Source organism: Microbacterium sp. LWH11-1.2 (assembly GCF_038397745.1).
Classification (GTDB): Bacteria; Actinomycetota; Actinomycetes; order Actinomycetales; family Microbacteriaceae; genus Microbacterium.
Genome location: NZ_CP151636.1, coordinates 86,914 through 103,034 on the forward strand (window position 1 = coordinate 86,914; position 16,121 = coordinate 103,034).

Consider the following 16,121-nt stretch of genomic DNA (forward strand, 5'->3'; position numbering starts at 1 on the left):
ACCACGAAGGGTGGAGCCGCATGCAGCAGGAGCCGATCACCGAGCTGGACGACGCGATCGCCGTCTTCGATGCACACAGGCGGCGACTCTTCGGCATCGCCTATCGGATGCTCGGCACCGTCTCGGATGCCGAGGACATGGTGCAGGAGACCTGGATCCGCTGGCAGAACACTGATCGCGCCGACATCCGCGAACCCGCCGCCTTCCTCGCGACGATCACCACCCGGCTCTCCATCAACGCCCTGCAGTCCGCGCACTCGCGGCGCGAGACCTACATCGGTCCGTGGCTTCCGGAACCGGTCAACACCGACGACGACCCCGCTCTCGGGGCCGAGAAGGGCGAGGCCCTGCAGTACGCGGTGCTCATCCTGCTCGAGAAGCTCACCCCCACCGAGCGCGCGGCCTACGTGCTGCGCGAGGCCTTCGACTACCCCTACCCGCGGATCGCCGAGGTCATCTCGTCGACGGCGGTCAACGCCCGGCAGCTGGTGAGCCGCGCCCGCGGTCACCTCGCCTCGGCGCGGAAGGCCGAGGCGAGCAAGAGCGAGCAGCGCCGACTGCTCGAGGCCTTCCTCTCCGCCGCACAGCGCGGCGACGTGAGCGCCCTCGAATCGATCTTCGCCGCCGACGTGGTCAGCTACACCGACGGCAACGGGGTGAAGCTCGCCGCCCGGATCCCGATGTTCGGCCGCACGCGGGTCGCGAAGTTCACCGCCGCCTTCGCCGATCACTTCTGGACGGGGAAGACCATCGGCTGGGTCGAGGTGAACGGCCAACCTGCGGCGACTCTCCTCGTCGACGGCGAGGTGACGACGCTGGTCACCGTCGTCACGGGAGAGGACGGCATCGAACAGGTGCTCTGGGTCATGGCTCCGGACAAGCTCGGCAACGCCGAGCTGGTTCGGGGATGACGACACGTCCGTCTCGGTGGTGGCGACGACGACGTGAGAGCGTGCAGGACGCGGAGCTCGTCGCTGCGCTCGCGACCGCGATGATCGTCAAGGATGCGGCCGGGATCCGGAGGCTGCTCGACGCCGAGGTGACGATGGTCGTCGACGGCGGTCCGCTCGACCTCGGCGGCGAGCTGATCGGTCGCGACGTCGCGGCGGTCGAGCTGCTGTCGTATCCGCCCGACCTCGCGGTCGTGGGCATCAACGGCGCACCGGGCATCGTGGCGCGGCGCGACGGCGAGGTCGTCGCGACCGTCAGCGCGGTCGCACGGCGCGGGCTCATCGTGACGCTGTGGTCGGTCCGCAACCCGGACAAGCTGCGGCACTGGGATTCCTGAGCAGAGTCGGCGCGCACCCGTCACAATCGCGGGTGCCGCGCGGACCTAGCTGTGGGGCGACATCACTCTCATCGCATCCGCGCCCCAGAGGGAGTCACCATGAACATCGTCGTCATCGGCGGAACAGGGCTCATCGGCGCCCGCGTCGTGCAGCAGCTCCGCATGCAGGGTCACCAGGCGCTGGCCGCGGCGCGCGCGACCGGGGTGAATTCGTTCACCGGGGAAGGCCTCGCCGACGCGCTCGAGGGTGCGGAGACGCTCATCGACGTCTCCAACTCCTCGTACACCGACCCGGCGGGAGCTCTGGAGTTCTTCTACGGCTCGACTCTGAACCTGCTGAGCTACGGTGCGGCTGCCGGCATCCGTCATCATGTCGCGCTCTCGGTGGTCGGAACCGACCGCCTCTCGCGCGCCGAGGGCGGCTACTTCCGGGCGAAGGAGCTGCAGGAGCAGCTGATCCGCGACTCCGGCCGGGAGTACTCGATCGTCCACGCCACGCAGTTCTACGAGTTCATCCGGAGCATCACGGACGCCGCGACGATCCACGACACCGCCCGCCTCGCCGACGCGCTCATCCGACCGATGGCGGCCGACGACGTCGCCGCGGCCGTGGTCGCGACGGCGCTCGACGCACCCCGCAACGGCATGATCGAGTTCGGCGGGCCGGAGGAGCACGCGATCGCCGATCTCGCACAGCGCGAGCTGCGCTTCCGACACGACGAGCGCGAGATCGTCGCCGACCCCCTGGCGACCTACTTCGGTGCTGCCCTGGCGCCGCGCGACCTCCTCCCCGGCGCCCACGCGACCCTCTCGACGCGGACCTTCCACGACTGGCAGGTCGGCAGGGGCTGACGTCCCCGCACGGGACCAGTCGAAGTGCGGGAAGCATGCAGAAGGGGCCGGGATCCATCAGGATCCCGGCCCCTTCGTCGTGGAGAGCTGTCAGCGCGTGGGCGGCGGATTCAGCGGCAGCCAGTCGGCGAAGCGCGTCTCGAAGATCTGCGCCCCGGAGCCCGGGAGCAGCATCTCGGTCGTGAGCCGCTCGCCGAAGTAGGTCGCGTCGGGGTCGACCACCACCGGTCGCGGGTCTTCGCGGAACGTCAGTCCGGTCCGCACGAAGTCCGCCAGGGTGAACTGCTCGGGACCGGCGACCTCGGTGATCCCGCCCGTCGGCGACCCGACGGTGGCGCGGGCGACGGCCGTCGCGACGTCGTCCGCGGCCATGGGCTGGATGAGAGCCGAGGAGAGGCGCACCTCGTCGCCCACGGTCGCGCTTCCGGCGATCGCGCCGACGAACTCGAAGAACTGCGTGGCATGGACGATCGAGTATGGGATCCCCGAGTCCGCGATCAGGCGCTCCTGCTCGACCTTGGCGCGCATGTATCCGCTGTCGGTCATGCGCTCCGCTCCGACCACCGAGAGCGCGACATAGTGACCGACGCCTGCCTCCGACGCGAACCGGGTGATGTTGCCCGTCGCCGTGGTGAAGAAGGCGAGAACATCGGCGTCGGCGAAGGACGGCGAGTTCGACACGTCGAGCACCGCCGATGCGCCGGCGAGAGCCTCGGCGAGCCCGGCTCCGGTGAGCGTGTCGACTCCGGTGTTGGGCGATGCGGCGACGGCCTCGTGTCCGTGTTCGGCGAGCAGTCGGACGACCTTGGATCCGATCAGACCGGTGCCTCCGATGACGACGATCTTCGACATGGGATTCCTTCCGTGAAGGGGGGCGCCGAATGCGCCCGCTCTGTCGGCTATGACCGGGCACCTCGACGATCCGTGACAGTAAGCTCGCACCATGTTCAGCGCCGAGACCCTCGTGACCTTCATCATCGCGGCCTTCGTCATGGTCGTCATCCCCGGTCCGACCGTGCTGTTCACGATCGGGCGCGCGATGGCGCTGGGGCGCCTGGGCGGCTTCCTCAGCATCCTCGGCACGGCCGTCGGCTCGATCGTGCTCGTGGTGGCCGTCGCCCTGGGTGTCGGCACCGTGGTCGCGCAGTCGGCGGTGCTGTTCACGATCGTGAAGGTCCTCGGCGCCGGGTACCTGGTGTTCCTCGGCATCCAGGCGATCAGGCACCGGAAGGACGCGGCGAGCGCGATGTCGGGTGCGCAGCCGCAGCGCTCGCGTCCGCGGCTGCTTCTCGAGGGCTTCGTGGTCGGCGTCACGAACCCGAAGTCGATCGCCTTCTTCCTGGCGATCCTCCCTCAGTTCGTCGACCTGCACGCCGGCTCCGTCCCGGCGCAGCTCTTCGTGCTCGGGGTGATCGTCGTGACGATCGGCGTCGCCTGCGATGCCGTCTGGGTGCTTCTGGCCAGCGCGGCACGCGACTGGTTCGGACGGTCCCCGCGCCGGATCGAGGCGATGGGCGCGACGGGTGGGGCCCTCATGATCGGCCTCGGCGCCTTCCTCCTCGTCTGGAGCGAGAAGCCGGCGACCACCTGATCCCCGTGTGCGACTACATCCGCGCGTAGCGCGAGCGTGCGATGCAGAAGAGCCCGTAGACGGCGAGCCCCACGCCCACCGCGCAGAGGATCGCCGGTCCGAGCGGGAGTGCGACCAGACTGCGCAGGGCACCGTCGAGACCCGCCGACTTCTCGGGGTCGTTCGTGAACGCGGCGACCACGAACAGCACGCCGGTCACCGCCACCGCGATGCCCTTGGCGATGTAGCCCACCACTCCGAAGGTCACGATGCCGCCGCGCTCGGCACCGGAGGGCAGATCGAGCAGCTTCTCGAAACCGCGCGTGAAGCCGCTCACGACGAACCCGACGCCCACCCCGCTCACGGTGAGTCCGATGATGACGAGCACGACGACGCCGGCGGGTGCCGCGAGCATCACCTCGCTGAGGGTCTGCGAGGCCTTCTCGGAGGAGACCCGGCCGCCGAACGCGACGATGAGGGCCATCCCGGCGATGACGAGATAGGCGAGGGCGATGCCGAAGAACTTGACCCGCTTGCCCCACTTCTTCGTGTCCGCCGGGTCGGAGGCGAGGAAGGCGCTCGCGATCTGCCACCCGGCGAGGCCGATGAGCCCCGCCGCGATCACACCCAGCAGCAGCCCACCGACGGGACTCAGCCGCACCTGCTCCATGGCGCCGTCCTGGTCGGCGTCGCCGCCGGCGCCCACGGCGAGCGAGACGGCGAGGCATCCGATGATGATGTGGATGACCCCGACGATGACGAAGCCGACACGAGCGATCCGGCGGAACCCGTCGGAGCGCTGGGCCGCGCGCGCGGCGTCTTTGGCGGTGGTCATCGCTGCAGACTACGCCGGTCGTGGGCGGGGTGCCGAGGGGGTTGCCTTCCTCGCCACCGGCTCACTCGCCCGCCGATCCGTCGATTCTCACCACCGGCTGCCGCAGGATCGTGCGCAGCTTCGACGGCTCGACGCGACGCATGTCGCTCAGATAGATCTCGTGATGCAGCCCGGTCATCTCCAGCCCGTTCTCGGGGATGAAGCGATGGTGCAGGTCGTCGAGCACCGGTCCCTCGTCGTCGAACGGTCCGACATGCAGCGTCTGCACGCTCAGCCCCTCGGCGAGCGTCTCGAGGCGCACCGACGGGAGCGCGGGTGACGGCTGCTCCTTCTTCTTGACCGCCTTCGTCTCGACGCTCGCGACCGCATCGGCGAACATCTCGGGGGTGACGTGGTCGGGGACCATGATCATGAGGGTCCAGAACCAGGCCGACTTGTCGCGCTGCGAGGTGAACGACTCCATGTCGGGCGCATGCCAGAGCCCTTCGAGCGGCATCACCACGGTGTCGATGCCGAGCTTCTCGCGACTCGCGAACTTCAGGGTATAGGCCAGGGGGAACAGCGCCGTCACGGCATCCCGATACGCCTGCGCCGTGTTGGGATCGCCGGTGCCGTCGACCATCAGATACTGCAGGGGCGGCACCTCGACCAGGCGGATCACGCCGCGCTTCGCCTGATACGCGTCGAGTGTCTTCTTGGGATCGATCGCCATGGCACGCCTCCGTGTTCGTGCCACCAGTGTGGCAGGGCCCGCCGACATCGGGCCGGGGACCGCGGTGATCGCGCTCCCCGGCCCGGCCGGGTGCTCAGCCCTGCTCGACCGGCAGCCAGAGCTCGCAGGACGCGGTCGTCCCGGTGAACTCCAGATACCGGACGATCGACGGACCGGGCCGCAGCCGCCAGGGGTTCGACGGGAACCACTCGGTCGCCGTCGCCGCCCACAGGTTCTGCAGCGTCTCGGGGAACGGGCCGCTCGACGCGAAGACCGCCCACGCACCCGCCTCGAGGCGGATGGCGTCGAGGTCGTCGGGCACCGGCGTCGACGCCTGCAGGGCGACCCCGTGCAGGTACGTGAGCATGCTGCCCTCCGGCGCGTCGGGCTCGACATCGGCGGTCACCGCCAGGATGCCGCTCGGCTCGGCGTCGCCGAGCGCCTTGAGGCGAGCGTGCTCGCTCGGCGGGATGGCGGCGATGTGCTGCTGGATGTGAGGGTTGACGCCCTCGTGGATGAGCGGGACCTCGGCCGAATGACCGGCGAGGACGAGCTCGGGCTGCTGCGTGATGGTGACATCCATCGGGGTTCTCCCTTCGACGCTCAGGCGGAACCGGAGCGTGGGTTGTGTGCGGAGAGGACCCCCGTCTCGACGCGCATCGGTCGGGCCGATCCCGTGCACGGCGCGGAACGCGCGGCCGAACGCCTCGATCGAGCCGTAGCCGTGGCGCACCGCCACATCCAGGATGTTCGCGGCGCCGGCCACGAGTTCGGCGCCGGCCAGCGTCATCCGCCGCCGACGCACGTACTCCGAGAGCGGCATCCCCGCCAGTGCCGAGAACATCCGACGCAGGTGGTACTCGGTCGTGCCGTGCTCGCGGGCGAACCCGACGACGTCGATCTCCTCGCTCGCATCGGCGTCGACGAGATCGATCAGGGCATTGAGCGTGCCGATCATGAGGTCCTCCTTTCCTCACCATCGTCGGTGCCGGACGCACCTCGTCACCCGATCATTCTGGTCGGATCCGATCGGCCAGGGCATTCATCACACTCGATCAGCCAACTGTGAACAAGGGACGGCTAATGTTGATGTTCCTGGGGAAAACGGCGAAGGCGAAGCAACATGAAGGTGAACGATGTGCTCGCCGGCGTCCCCTTCCGGGCACCCGACCTCGACGATGCCGAGAACCCGTTCCTGCACACCGAGCTCTTCGTCGACGCGCAGGTCACCCGCATCCTCGTCGACGTCATGACCGGCACCGTCGGCATCCTGTTCGAGCTGCGGCAGGCCGAGCGCCTGCGTGCGAACACCGCGCTGCTGCGCGTGACCGGCGTGGCGCAGCAGAACTGGATCTGCACCGCGATGGCCAACGAGTTCACCGCCTGGTCGATCACGGGAGCCACGATCCACCAGCGACTCGGCGAGTTCCAGTTCGTCGCGCAGTGCCTTCCCGCGGGCGCCCTGCGGGTGGTGGGCTCCTCAGCGGAGTTCATCCTGCTGGAGGCCTCCGCTCTCGCGACCGCGCCGCCCGACTACCGGACGGACTCCCACGACCTGATCCGTTTCGGCGTCGCGAACGAGACCACCGAGTGCGAGGCGGTCGGCATCGCCCGCTCGGTGCAGACCGAGAAGGTCTGACGCGGGGTTAGCGCGAGAAGGCGGCGAGCGCTTCGTCGACGATGTCGAGGCCCCGTGTCGCATCCTCCGCGGTGATCACGCACGGCGGAACGACGTGGAGGCGGTTGTCGGCGAAGAACGGCAGCAGACCGCGCGCGAGCAGATCGCTCTTGAGCGCACCGATCGAGGCCGCCGGCAGCGGGGCCCGCGTCTCCCGGTCCTCGACGAGCTCGACGGCCCAGAAGACGCCGCTGCCGCGGACCTCGCCGATGACGTCGTGCTTCTCCGCGAGCTGCTCGAGGCGCGGTCCGATGACCTCGGCGCCGATGCGCTTCGCGTTGTCGACGACGCCTTCCTCGCGCATGGCCTCGATCGTCGCGACGACGCTGGCGGCCGCGAGCGGGTGGCCGGAGTAGGTGAGCCCTCCGGGGAAGACGCGCTCATCGAAGTGGTGTGCGATCTCACCGGGGATGATGACGCCGCCGATCGGCACGTAGCCGGAGTTGACGCCCTTCGCGAAGGTGATGAGGTCGGGGCGCACGCCGAAGGCGTCGAGCGCGAGCCACTCGCCGGTGCGGCCGAAGCCCGCCATGACCTCGTCGAGGATCAGCAGGATGCCGTAGCGGTCGGCGATCTCGCGCACGCCTTCGAGGTAGCCGGGCGGCGGAGTGAGGATGCCGGCCGTCCCGGGCACGGTCTCGAGCAGGATCGCGGCGATGCTGTCGGGGCCCTCGGCCTGCACGACGCGCTCGAGGTGGTGCAGCGCGCGGGCGGACTCCTCCTCGGGCGTCGTCGCCCAGAACTCCGAGCGGTACAGGTACGGCCCGAAGAAGTGCACGTGCCCGCGGGAGTACTCGTTGGGGATGCGGCGCCAGTCGCCGGTCGCGACGACGGCGGCTCCCGTGTTGCCGTGGTACGAGCGGTAGGCCGAGAGCACCTTGTCGCGCCCGGTGAACAGGCGGGCCATCCGGATCGCGTTCTCGTTCGCGTCGGCACCGCCGTTGGTGAAGAACACCTTCTCGAATCCCTCGGGAGCGATGTCGACGATCAGCCGCGCGGCCTCGGCGCGCACGGCGTTGGCGTGTGCGGGAGCGACGGTCGTCAGCACCTCCGCCTGCGCCTGGATGGCCGCGACGACCTTCGGATGCTGGTGCCCGATGTTCACGTTGACGAGCTGGCTCGAGAAGTCGAGGAACTGATTGCCGTCGGCATCCCACACCGTGGTGCCCGAGCCACCGGCGATCGCCATCGGCGCGAGCGAACCCTGGGCCGACCACGAGTGGAACACCCGCGAGCGGTCGGCGTTCGACACCTCGGCGTTGGTGAGGGTCGAGGCGGAGGGGGTGCTGGTCGTCATGGAGAGCCCTTCGAAGTCGGCGGCACCCCGATCATCTCAGGTGGGCGCGCGGAGAACTCGCGACAATCCGTCTACCAACCGACCACTTGACGGACAGAACGGCATCGGACAGGATGCGGGAGTGCCCGCCACCCTCCGCGCCCTGCTGAACGAGTCGCGCTTCGACCTGCGTCCGGTCAGCGGCGTCGACGACGCCCTGCTCGCGCAGGCCGTTCTGTGGGCGCACAACTCGGACCTCCCCGATCCGACCCCCTGGCTCGACTCGGGGGGTCTCCTGCTGACCGACGGCGTGCAGTTCGACGCACCCGACCCCGAGCCGGCGCACCCCTATGTGCAGCGGCTCGTCGATCACGGCGTGCTCGCGCTGGGATTCGCCACCGGGATCGTGCACGAGCGCATCCCGAGCGAGCTGACCGAGGCCGCCGCGGCCCGGGGCCTCCCTCTGCTCGAGGTCCCGAGGGACACCCCGTTCATGGGGATCATCCGCTTCATCTCCGACGCGGTGGCCGACGACGACCGGCAGATGCTGGAGCGATCGCTGCGCGCGCAGCGCTCGGTCGCCCGCGCGGCCCTGCGGCCCGACGGACTCGCCGAGATCCTCCGCGAGCTCGAGCGCAACCTGGACTGCTGGGTGGCCCTCTTCGACGCCTCCGGCGCGCGCGTGAAGGTGCCGACGCTGCGGGAGATCCCGTCGTCGATGGCACCCGAGATCCAGGATGCCGTGGCGAGCATGCTCGCGCGCAGCCGCACGGCGGCCGTGCGGCTCAGCGTCACCGGAGCGGACGAGGTCACGCTGCAGACGCTCGGTCAGCGCGGAGATCTGCGCGGCATCCTGGCCGTCGGCACGGGCACAGGGGCTCTCGATCGGGCACGCGCCGACCTCGTCGATGCGGTGATCGCGCTCGCCAGCATCGCTCTCGAACAGAGCCGCACGCTCGACGACGCGCGGCGGCGCCTGCGCTCCGGCGTGCTCGAGCTGCTCATGGCCGGCATCACCGCGGTAGCGCAGCGCACCGTGGCGCACCTGTGGGGGCCGCTCCCCGACGGCCCTCTCCGGGTCGGCGGCATCGCCCTGCCGGACGACGCGGAGGGCGGCGCGCAGGCCCTGCGTTCCGCCCTGGAGCTGCTCGCCGTCGAGAGCCGTGGAGCGGTGTTCTTCGCGGAGCGCGGCGACCGTGTCGTGACGGTCACGCCCGACGACGGCAGAGCCGGATTGCTCGCGCTGCTGAATCGCCACGGCGTCGCCGCGGGTTTCTCGGCGGCCGCGAGCTGGGACCGGCTGACCGAGGCGATGGCCGAATCCGAGCGGGCGCTGGCCCGGACGACGCCGCACGAGCCGATCGCCGAGTTCGACGACATCGCCGGGGCCGGACTGCTCGGACACCTGGAGCACACGCAGGCGCACGACATCGCGAGACGGATGCTGCTGCCGCTCGAGAGCGCCAACGACCCGGCTGACCTGCGGCGCACCCTCGAGGTCTGGCTGGAGCACAACGGCGCGTGGGATCCCGCGGCCAAGGCGCTCGGCATCCATCGGCACACCCTGCGCGCCAGGGTCGATGCCGCCGGCGCGCTGCTCGCGCTCGACCTCGACACGTTCGCGGCGCGCGCCGAGCTCTGGGGCGCCCTGCAGCTCACGCAGCGCTGATCCCCCCTCCTCCTCTCTCGCCGAGAAGAAGGGCTCAGTTGTTCTGGGGGAAGCCGAGGTTGATGCCGGTGTGGGCGGAGTCGTTGCGGGTGGCGGGGTCGATCCACCGGGCGGTGACGGCCTTCTCGCGGGTGAAGAAGTCGAAGCCGTGCACACCGTAGGCCTTCGCGTCACCGAACAGCGACTTCTTCCAGCCGCCGAACGAGTGGTACGCGACCGGGACGGGGATCGGGACGTTGATGCCGATCATCCCGACCTGCACCTCGTTCTGGAACCGGCGGGCCGCGCCCCCGTCGTTCGTGAAGATCGCCGTCCCGTTGCCGAACTCGCCCGAGTTGATCAGGGCGAGGCCCTCGTCGTACGAGGCGACCCGGACGACGGAGAGCACCGGCCCGAAGATCTCCTCCGTGTACGCGCGCGACGTCGTGGGGAGGCCGTCGATCAGCGTCGGGCCGAAGAAGAAGCCGTCCTCGTGACCGTCGACCGTGAACCCGCGGCCGTCGACGACGATCCTCGCCCCGTCGGCCTCGGCGATGTCGACGTAGGAGGAGACCTTGTCGCGGTGCACGTCGGTGATCAGCGGGCCCATGTCGGGCTCGACGCCGTCGACGCCGGCGCCGTTCCCGATCTTCAGAGCCGCGATGCGGTCCGTGATCTTCGCGATCAGATCATCCGCGACCGGCTCCACGGCCAGGACCACGCTGATCGCCATGCAGCGCTCGCCCGCCGCGCCGTAGCCGGCGTTCACGGCGTTGTCGGCCACCAGGTCGAGGTCGGCATCCGGCAGCACGAGCATGTGGTTCTTCGCCCCACCGAGGGCCTGCACCCGCTTGCCGTGCTTCGACGCGGTCTCGTAGATGTACTGCGCGATCGGCGTCGACCCCACGAAGCTGATCGACTGCACGACGGGAGAGGTGAGCAGCCCGTCGACCGCGAGCTTGTCCCCCTGCAGCACCGTGAAGACGCCATCGGGAAGCCCGGCCTCCTGCCAGACCCGTGCGAGCCACAGGGCGGCGGACGGGTCCTTCTCGGACGGCTTCAACACCACCGCGTTGCCGGCCGCGATCGCGATCGGCACGAACCACAGCGGCACCATCACCGGGAAGTTGAACGGCGAGATCACCCCCACCACGCCCAAGGGCTGCTTGAGGGAGTACACGTCGATGCCCGACGACGCGTTCTCACTGAACGCGCCCTTGATCAGGTGCGGGAATCCCGTCGCGAGCTCCACGACCTCCTGCCCACGCAGGATCTCCCCCATCGCATCCGACACGACCTTCCCGTGCTCGGAAGTGATCAGCTCCGCCAGCTCCTGCTTGCGGGCGTTCAGGATCTCCCGGAACGCGAACAGCACCGACTGCCGCTTCGCGATCGAGAACCCCGACCACACCCGGAATCCCGCCTCCGCCGACGCGATCGCCTCATCGATCTCGGCCTGATCCGCCAGCGCCACATGCGCCTGCACCGCACCGGTCGCCGGGTTGAAGACCGGAGCGGTCCGCCCCGACTCCGACGGCCGCAGCGCGCCATCGATCCAATGCGCGATCACAGGAACGGAGGATGCCGTCGTCGAGGCGGCGGACGTGTCAGTGATGGTCATTCTTCACCTCGGGGTCGTCGGGGGTGGTCGACCTCAGTGAAGCAGGACACGCGCAGGCGGAGACGTGCCACTACGTCCTGACACCACGAATCTCATCGACAGTCAGGCAGCACCGCGGCCCCGACGTCCGCCGCGAACGAGATTGGCTACTGTCGATCGGGAGAGCGAACCGGGAGGCGTCCGCATGGAGAAGCGACGATGGAGCGGCGCCGTCGTCCCCGCGCTGGGACTGATCGCCGCGTCGACCGCCATCGCCTGGACCGTGACCATCGGGCTTCCGGTCACCGTCCGCACGGAGTCCGGGTTCGCCGATGTCGCCTTCGGCTGGCCGCTTCCCTGGTACCACCAGGATCTGTCGCGCTTCGGGTACACCGACCTGCCCGTCGACGTCACCGTCGTGGGAGACCGCGTCGAGCCGGTGCCGACCCAGGTGGACTGGCTCGCGTTCACCGGCGACGTGGCGCTGACCGCGCTGGTGCTCTGGGCCGCCGTCGCCCTTCTCGTCGGAGGTCTCGCCCGGCTCCGCTCGCGATCTCAGCCGAAGCCGCCGCTGGACAGCCCTCGCTAGGATGGCCTGGTTCGCCGCCCGGTGACGATTCGCGGGCGCGCAGAGGGAGAGAGATGCCACGGTCGAGCCGGAGGACTCGGATCACCGACGTCGCCCGGCTCGCGGGAGTCTCCCTGTCGACCGTGTCGCGGGCGATGAACGACAACCCCACGGTCGACCCCGCCCTGGTCGCGCGCGTCAAGGCCGCAGCCGCCGAGCTCGGGTACACCGCGAATCCCGTCGCGCGCAGCCTCGTGCTGGGGCGCACGCAGACGGTCGCCGTGGTCGTCCCCGACCTCGAGAATCCCACCTTCCAGGCGATCCTGCGCGGACTCAGCCATGCCGCGGCATCCGACGGCTATCACGTGCTGATCGCCGACTCGGTCGAGGATCTCGACAGCGAGCGCGCCCTCGCCCGGACCACACGGCTGCGCACCGACGGCCTGGTGCTGTGCTCGCCGCGGATGCCCGCGGACGAGCTGACCGACCTGCTCGCCGATGTCTCCCCCGCCGTCGTCATCAATCGCGAGGAGCTCCCCGACATCCCGGTGATCGCCGCCGACTACGGCGCGGCACTCGGCGAGCAGATCGAGCACCTGCGCGCGCTCGGTCACACGCGCCTCGCGTATCTCGCCGGCAGCACCCGCAGCGCGTCGCACCACGCGCGGCGAGAGGCCATCGCCCGCGCTCGGGTCGACCATCCGCAGATCGAGGTTCTCGAGATCCCGACCGGCGTCGACTTCGAGAGCGGTCGCGCGGCGGCGGATGCCGTCGTCGATTCGCGGGCGACGGGCGTTCTGGCCTTCAACGACCTGGTCGCGATGGGGCTGCTCACCGCGCTCGCCGATCGCGGCATCCTGGTCCCTGCCGACATCTCGGTCGTCGGCTTCGACGACATCCCCTTCGCCGCACACGCCCACCCTCCGCTGACCACGTCCGCCGTGCCGGCGCACGAACTCGGAGCGCGTGCGTGGCAGGCGATGCACGAGCAGCTCGAAGGGCATGCCGCCCCCGGCAGGCAGACGCTCGTGCCGCGGATGGTCGTCCGCGCGAGCACCGCTCACGTCGCGCACTGACCGCAGCGACTTCCTTGCCACCCGGCCAGACCGCTGTGTTAGCGTGAGATGAGAAAACGTTTCCTGGAGGTCCTGCGATGGCGAAGAGCTCTCCCCCGTCGATCGGCGCATCGTCATGAGGATCGTCGTCACCGGCGGCTCCGGACGACTCGGGCGTTCCCTCGTCTCCGATCTCGCGGGTGCCGGGCACGAGCTGGTCTCGCTCGATCGCACCCCGACGTCGTCGCTCGACCGCGACGGCGTGGAGCAGGTCGCCGTCGATCTCGTCGACGCCGGCGCCACGGTCGATGTCCTCGCCGCCGCTCGCGCCGATGCCGTGATCCACCTCGCCGCGATCGCGGTGCCGTTCAGCGCACCGGAGGACGAGATCCTGCGCACCAACGCCGCCCTGGCCATGTCGGTGCTGGGTGGCGCCGTGACGGCCGGTGTCCCGCGGATCGTGGCGGCGTCCAGCCCGACGGTGATCGGCTACGGCGCGCCGGCCGGGTGGGCGCCCGAACGGCTCCCGCTCGACGAGGAATCGCCGACCCTGCCCTGGAACGCCTACGGCCTCTCGAAGCTGGTGATCGAGCACACGATCGGGATGCTGCGGCGTCAGACCGGCGACAGCACCCGGTTCGCGGCGTTCCGCCCCTGCTACGTCATCGCGCCAGAGGAATGGGCCGGTGCTCCGACCCAGCAGGGGCACACGGTGCGGGAGCGGCTCGATGACCCGGCGCTCGCCGCACCCGCCCTGTTCAACTACGTCGACGCGCGCGACGTCGCGACCTTCGCCGACACGCTGGTGCGAGGACTCGACGACATCCCGAACGGCGAGGTCTTCTTCGTCGGGGCCGACGACGCTCTCGCCCGCCAGCCGCTCCGCGAGCTGATCCCCCGGTTCCACCCCGGAGCCGCGCCGGCCGCTGAAGCCCTCGACGGCACGGCATCCGCCTTCAGCTCGGCGAAGGCCCACCGGCTGCTGGGCTGGTGGCCGACGCGCACGTGGCGCAGCGAGCTCGCCCCCTCGACATCCCTCCCCACGAAAGGTCTCTGATGGACTTCCGCGGCATCCTCTTCTTCCCGGTCACCCCCTTCGACGCCGGCGGTGCCGTCGACCACGATCTGCTCCGCGCGCACGTCGACGCGGGCGTCGCCGCCGGAGCGGGCGGGGTGTTCCCGGCATGCGGCACCGGAGAGTTCCACGCGCTGTCGGCGTCCGAGGCCGCGTCGGTCACGCGGACGTCCGTCGAGGCGGTGCAGCGACGGGTGCCGGTGATCGCCGGTTCCGGCGGCCCTCTGGGCCACGCGCTCGAGGTCGCTCGCGCGGCGGCGGATGCCGGCGCCGACGGACTGCTCGTGCTGCCGCCGTATCTCGTCGGGGGCACCCAGCAGGGCCTCGTCTCCTACGTCGAGCAGATCGCCGCGGCATCCGCGCTCCCCGTCATCGTCTACCACCGCGCCACGGCGCAGTTCACCGTGGACGGCATCCGCCGGCTCACGCAGAACCCGAAGGTCGTCGGGTTCAAGGACGGCACCGGAGACATCGGCACGACGCAGCTCATCGTGCGCGCGATCGCCGAATCCGGGCGCACGGACTTCGCCCTCTTCAACGGGCTGCTCACCGCCGAGCTCACGCAGGCCGCCTATCGGGGCATCGGCGTTCCGCTGTACTCCTCGGCCGCGTTCGCGATGATCCCCGAGGTCGCGAACGCCTACTACCGGGCCTACGTCGACGGCGACGAGGAGCGCAGACTCCGCATCCTCGACGGGTTCTACCGTCCGCTCGTCGCGCTGCGGGACGAGACTCCCGGTTTCGGAGTCTCCCTGATCAAGGCGGGTCTGCGTCTCTCCGGCGTTCCGGTCGGCTCGGTGCGGGCTCCGCTCGTCGACCCGACACCGGATCAGGAGGCGCGGCTCGGCGAGATCCTGGCGGCAGGACGCGCGCTCCTGTGACCACGATCGAGCGGTTCGAGACACGCCTTCAGCGCATCCCCCTGACCCGACCCTGGGGAGCCGACGTGACCTCGGTCGGGGTGATCGCCACGCACATGGTCCGCTCCGACGGCGCCGAGGGCTGGGGGTTCTCGTGGACCCCGCAGATCGGGGCCTCGGCCGTGCACTCTCTGCTCGCGGACGACATCACCGCGTTCGCCCTCGGACGCTCGGCGGGCCCCGGCGAAATCTGGCAGAGCGCCTGGGAGCATCTGCACGAAGCGGGCGGGGGCGGGATCACGACGATCGCGCTCGCCGGACTGGACCTCGCACTCTGGGATGCCGCCGCCCGCGCCGACGACGTGACGGTCTCCGCACGGATCGGCCGGCGGCGGGACCGGGTACGGGCGTACGGGTCAGGCGTGAACCTGCACTACTCGCAGGACGAGCTGCTCGCGCAGGTGCAGCGCTGGATCGATGCCGGCTTCCCGGCCGTGAAGATCAAGGTGGGAGGGCCCGATCTCGCCGAGGATGTGGACCGTGTGGCCGGTGTGCGCGAGCTGCTCGGCCCCGACCGCGCGCTGATGATCGATGCGAACCAGCGGTGGGATCTCGCGCGTGCGACGACGGCGATCGAGGCGCTGTCGGCCTTCGACCCCGCCTGGATCGAGGAACCGCTGCGGGCCGACGACCTCGCTGCGCACTCCGAACTGGCGCGCCGTATCGACGTTCCCGTCGCCGTCGGGGAGAACATCCACACCGCGCACCGCTTCGCCGACTTCCTCCGTGCGGACGCCGCGCAGATCCTTCAGCCGAACATCGTCCGCGTCGGCGGCATCACGCCTTTCCTGCGCATCGCGGAACTCGCCGCGGAGCACGGCGTCGCGGTGCACCCGCACCTGCTCCCCGAGCTCTCCGGGCAGCTCGCGATCACGCTGGACGGAGACCCCTGGGCGGAGGATGTGGAGGATGCCGGGTTCGGCGCGCTCGGTGCCCTGGCCGACCCCGCGCCCGTGCGGATCGCCGACGGCTACCTGACCGAGGCGCCGCATTCCGGGCTCGGCATCCGTTTCGCGCCGGTGCTCTGACCGCGAGGCGACACAG

17 protein-coding genes are annotated in these 16,121 nt (G+C 70.3%); 11 read left to right on the forward strand and 6 right to left on the reverse strand.

Features of this window, described 5'->3' with window-relative positions:
- The first annotated feature begins 20 nt into the window (after positions 1–20).
- The 3 genes from MRBLWH11_RS00480 (at position 21) to MRBLWH11_RS00490 (ending at position 2,140) form a co-directional block, all read left to right on the forward strand.
- The gene (locus MRBLWH11_RS00480; RefSeq protein WP_116634308.1) at positions 21–911 is read left to right on the forward strand and encodes an RNA polymerase sigma-70 factor; all 891 of its coding nucleotides are present in this window, start codon (positions 21–23) and stop codon (positions 909–911) included.
- Positions 908–1,288: a siderophore-interacting protein gene (locus tag MRBLWH11_RS00485; protein ID WP_133192778.1), complete on the forward strand. Its 381-nt coding sequence runs from the start codon at positions 908–910 to the stop codon at positions 1,286–1,288. The genes MRBLWH11_RS00480 and MRBLWH11_RS00485 overlap by 4 nt, the downstream gene beginning before the upstream one ends.
- Positions 1,289–1,387: 99 nt before the next feature.
- Positions 1,388–2,140: an NAD(P)H-binding protein gene (locus MRBLWH11_RS00490; protein WP_116634306.1), complete on the forward strand. Its 753-nt coding sequence runs from the start codon at positions 1,388–1,390 to the stop codon at positions 2,138–2,140.
- A 90-nt stretch (positions 2,141–2,230) separates the two neighbouring features.
- Here the strand turns inward: MRBLWH11_RS00490 and MRBLWH11_RS00495 are convergent, their stop codons facing one another.
- The gene (locus tag MRBLWH11_RS00495; protein WP_116634305.1) at positions 2,231–2,992 is read right to left on the reverse strand and encodes an SDR family oxidoreductase; all 762 of its coding nucleotides are present in this window, start codon (positions 2,990–2,992) and stop codon (positions 2,231–2,233) included.
- A 91-nt stretch (positions 2,993–3,083) separates the two neighbouring features.
- On the opposite strand from MRBLWH11_RS00495, the gene MRBLWH11_RS00500 reads away from it, so the two are divergent.
- A complete protein-coding gene (locus MRBLWH11_RS00500) occupies positions 3,084–3,731 on the forward strand; it encodes a LysE family translocator (RefSeq protein WP_116634304.1) in 648 nt (215 codons plus the stop codon).
- Between the two features lie 13 nt (positions 3,732–3,744).
- Here the strand turns inward: MRBLWH11_RS00500 and MRBLWH11_RS00505 are convergent, their stop codons facing one another.
- From MRBLWH11_RS00505 to MRBLWH11_RS00515, 3 genes are all read right to left on the reverse strand, one after another.
- Entirely contained in the window at positions 3,745–4,545 is an 801-nt protein-coding gene (locus MRBLWH11_RS00505) for a DUF1206 domain-containing protein (RefSeq protein ID WP_116634303.1), read from the reverse strand.
- 61 nt (positions 4,546–4,606) lie between these two features.
- The gene (locus tag MRBLWH11_RS00510; protein ID WP_116634302.1) at positions 4,607–5,257 is read right to left on the reverse strand and encodes a GyrI-like domain-containing protein; all 651 of its coding nucleotides are present in this window, start codon (positions 5,255–5,257) and stop codon (positions 4,607–4,609) included.
- Between the two features lie 94 nt (positions 5,258–5,351).
- Positions 5,352–6,215: a GyrI-like domain-containing protein gene (locus MRBLWH11_RS00515; protein ID WP_116634301.1), complete on the reverse strand. Its 864-nt coding sequence runs from the start codon at positions 6,213–6,215 to the stop codon at positions 5,352–5,354.
- Between the two features lie 165 nt (positions 6,216–6,380).
- Here MRBLWH11_RS00515 and MRBLWH11_RS00520 point away from each other — a divergent pair, with 165 nt between their 5' ends.
- Complete coding sequence (locus MRBLWH11_RS00520) at positions 6,381–6,896, forward strand: hypothetical protein (RefSeq protein ID WP_116634300.1); 516 nt, start codon at positions 6,381–6,383, stop codon at positions 6,894–6,896.
- Positions 6,897–6,903: 7 nt separating this feature from the next.
- Here the strand turns inward: MRBLWH11_RS00520 and MRBLWH11_RS00525 are convergent, their stop codons facing one another.
- Complete coding sequence (locus MRBLWH11_RS00525; RefSeq protein WP_116634299.1) at positions 6,904–8,232, reverse strand: aspartate aminotransferase family protein; 1,329 nt, start codon at positions 8,230–8,232, stop codon at positions 6,904–6,906.
- Between the two features lie 121 nt (positions 8,233–8,353).
- On the opposite strand from MRBLWH11_RS00525, the gene MRBLWH11_RS00530 reads away from it, so the two are divergent.
- Positions 8,354–9,880 (forward strand): PucR family transcriptional regulator, encoded by a 1,527-nt coding sequence (locus MRBLWH11_RS00530; protein WP_165808003.1) that lies wholly within the window; start codon positions 8,354–8,356, stop codon positions 9,878–9,880.
- A 34-nt stretch (positions 9,881–9,914) separates the two neighbouring features.
- On the opposite strand, the gene MRBLWH11_RS00535 is transcribed toward MRBLWH11_RS00530, so the two are convergent.
- The gene (locus tag MRBLWH11_RS00535; RefSeq protein ID WP_116634297.1) at positions 9,915–11,480 is read right to left on the reverse strand and encodes a CoA-acylating methylmalonate-semialdehyde dehydrogenase; all 1,566 of its coding nucleotides are present in this window, start codon (positions 11,478–11,480) and stop codon (positions 9,915–9,917) included.
- Positions 11,481–11,664: 184 nt separating this feature from the next.
- On the opposite strand from MRBLWH11_RS00535, the gene MRBLWH11_RS00540 reads away from it, so the two are divergent.
- From MRBLWH11_RS00540 to MRBLWH11_RS00560, 5 genes are all read left to right on the forward strand, one after another.
- The gene (locus tag MRBLWH11_RS00540) at positions 11,665–12,048 is read left to right on the forward strand and encodes a hypothetical protein (RefSeq protein WP_116634296.1); all 384 of its coding nucleotides are present in this window, start codon (positions 11,665–11,667) and stop codon (positions 12,046–12,048) included.
- A gap of 53 nt (positions 12,049–12,101) precedes the next feature.
- Positions 12,102–13,103 carry a LacI family DNA-binding transcriptional regulator gene (locus MRBLWH11_RS00545; RefSeq protein ID WP_116634295.1) on the forward strand — a complete coding sequence of 334 codons (1,002 nt, stop codon included), beginning with the start codon at positions 12,102–12,104 and terminating at the stop codon, positions 13,101–13,103.
- A 115-nt stretch (positions 13,104–13,218) separates the two neighbouring features.
- The gene (locus MRBLWH11_RS00550) at positions 13,219–14,139 is read left to right on the forward strand and encodes an NAD(P)-dependent oxidoreductase (RefSeq protein WP_116634294.1); all 921 of its coding nucleotides are present in this window, start codon (positions 13,219–13,221) and stop codon (positions 14,137–14,139) included.
- Positions 14,139–15,038 (forward strand): 5-dehydro-4-deoxyglucarate dehydratase, encoded by a 900-nt coding sequence (locus MRBLWH11_RS00555; RefSeq protein ID WP_116634293.1) that lies wholly within the window; start codon positions 14,139–14,141, stop codon positions 15,036–15,038. Before MRBLWH11_RS00550 ends, MRBLWH11_RS00555 begins: the two co-directional genes overlap by 1 nt.
- Positions 15,035–16,105 carry a mandelate racemase/muconate lactonizing enzyme family protein gene (locus MRBLWH11_RS00560; protein ID WP_243408827.1) on the forward strand — a complete coding sequence of 357 codons (1,071 nt, stop codon included), beginning with the start codon at positions 15,035–15,037 and terminating at the stop codon, positions 16,103–16,105. The genes MRBLWH11_RS00555 and MRBLWH11_RS00560 overlap by 4 nt, the downstream gene beginning before the upstream one ends.
- The last annotated feature ends 16 nt before the right edge of the window (positions 16,106–16,121 follow it).

Bases quoted from the DNA above. Each gene is read 5' to 3' on its own strand.
- MRBLWH11_RS00480 (WP_116634308.1), top strand. From the start codon at position 21: ATGCAGCAGGAGCCGATCACCGAGCTGGACGACGCGATCGCCGTCTTC.
- MRBLWH11_RS00485 (WP_133192778.1), top strand. From the start codon at position 908: ATGACGACACGTCCGTCTCGGTGGTGGCGACGACGACGTGAGAGCGTG.
- MRBLWH11_RS00490 (WP_116634306.1), top strand. From the start codon at position 1,388: ATGAACATCGTCGTCATCGGCGGAACAGGGCTCATCGGCGCCCGCGTC.
- MRBLWH11_RS00495 (WP_116634305.1), bottom strand. From the start codon at position 2,992: ATGTCGAAGATCGTCGTCATCGGAGGCACCGGTCTGATCGGATCCAAG.
- MRBLWH11_RS00500 (WP_116634304.1), top strand. From the start codon at position 3,084: ATGTTCAGCGCCGAGACCCTCGTGACCTTCATCATCGCGGCCTTCGTC.
- MRBLWH11_RS00505 (WP_116634303.1), bottom strand. From the start codon at position 4,545: ATGACCACCGCCAAAGACGCCGCGCGCGCGGCCCAGCGCTCCGACGGG.
- MRBLWH11_RS00510 (WP_116634302.1), bottom strand. From the start codon at position 5,257: ATGGCGATCGATCCCAAGAAGACACTCGACGCGTATCAGGCGAAGCGC.
- MRBLWH11_RS00515 (WP_116634301.1), bottom strand. From the start codon at position 6,215: ATGATCGGCACGCTCAATGCCCTGATCGATCTCGTCGACGCCGATGCG.
- MRBLWH11_RS00520 (WP_116634300.1), top strand. From the start codon at position 6,381: ATGAAGGTGAACGATGTGCTCGCCGGCGTCCCCTTCCGGGCACCCGAC.
- MRBLWH11_RS00525 (WP_116634299.1), bottom strand. From the start codon at position 8,232: ATGACGACCAGCACCCCCTCCGCCTCGACCCTCACCAACGCCGAGGTG.
- MRBLWH11_RS00535 (WP_116634297.1), bottom strand. From the start codon at position 11,480: ATGACCATCACTGACACGTCCGCCGCCTCGACGACGGCATCCTCCGTT.
- MRBLWH11_RS00540 (WP_116634296.1), top strand. From the start codon at position 11,665: ATGGAGAAGCGACGATGGAGCGGCGCCGTCGTCCCCGCGCTGGGACTG.
- MRBLWH11_RS00545 (WP_116634295.1), top strand. From the start codon at position 12,102: ATGCCACGGTCGAGCCGGAGGACTCGGATCACCGACGTCGCCCGGCTC.
- MRBLWH11_RS00550 (WP_116634294.1), top strand. From the start codon at position 13,219: ATGAGGATCGTCGTCACCGGCGGCTCCGGACGACTCGGGCGTTCCCTC.
- MRBLWH11_RS00555 (WP_116634293.1), top strand. From the start codon at position 14,139: ATGGACTTCCGCGGCATCCTCTTCTTCCCGGTCACCCCCTTCGACGCC.